Genomic DNA, 859 nt, shown 5'->3' on the forward strand with positions numbered 1-859 from the left:
GGTGCTGACACGGAAGAAACCGGACGTTATGATTTAGCGTGGAAAGATTTGTGTAGTGTTCTGAATGCTCTCAGTAAATAGTAATGAATTATCAAAGGTATAGTAATATCTTTTATGTTCATGGATATTTGTAACCCATCGGAAAACTCCTGCTTTAGCAAGATTTTCCCTGTATTGCTGAAATGTGATTTCTCTTGATTTCAACCTATCATAGGACGTTTCTATAAGATGCGTGTTTCTTGAGAATTTAACATTTACAACCTTTTTAAGTCCTTTTATTAACACGGTGTTATCGTTTTCTAACACGATGTGAATATTATCTGTGGCTAGATAGTAAATATAATGTGAGACGTTGTGACGTTTTAGTTCAGAATAAAACAATTCACAGTCTAAATCTTTTCGCACTTGATCGAATATTTCTTTAAAAATGGCAACCTGAGCCATTGGTAAAACCTTCCATGTGATACGAGGGCGCGTAGTTTGCATTATCGTTTTTATCGTTTCAATCTGGTCTGACCTCCTTGTGTTTTGTTGATGATTTATGTCAAATATTAGGAATGTTTTCACTTAATAGTATTGGTTGCGTAACAAAGTGCGGTCCTGCTGGCATTCTGGAGGGAAATACAACCGACAGATGTATGTAAGGCCAACGTGCTCAAATCTTCATACAGAAAGATTTGAAGTAATATTTTAACCGCTAGATGAAGAGCAAGCGAATGGAGCGACAAAATGAATAAAGAACAATCTGCTGATGATCCCTCCGTGGATCTGATTCGTGTAAAAAATATGCTTAATAGCACCATTTCTATGAGTTACCCTGATGTTGTAATTGCATGTATAGAACATAAGGTGTCTCTGG

Annotated in this window: 1 protein-coding gene and 1 pseudogene; one reads left to right on the top strand and one right to left on the bottom strand. The window is 36.3% G+C overall.

Annotated elements, in window-relative coordinates; translation table 11 throughout:
• Positions 1-33 precede the first annotated feature (33 nt).
• Positions 34-486, bottom strand: a complete 453-nt coding sequence (locus tag ACTHSL_RS12790; RefSeq protein WP_223248938.1) for a DUF1398 domain-containing protein — start codon at positions 484-486, stop codon at positions 34-36.
• Positions 487-729: 243 nt separating this feature from the next.
• On the opposite strand from ACTHSL_RS12790, the pseudogene ybcW reads away from it, so the two are divergent.
• Positions 730-859, top strand: a pseudogene (gene ybcW / locus ACTHSL_RS12795) (protein YbcW); the annotation flags it as partial.

Source organism: Neisseria sp. P0008.S010, from assembly GCF_051962715.1.
GTDB lineage: Bacteria > Pseudomonadota > Gammaproteobacteria > Burkholderiales > Neisseriaceae > Neisseria > Neisseria elongata.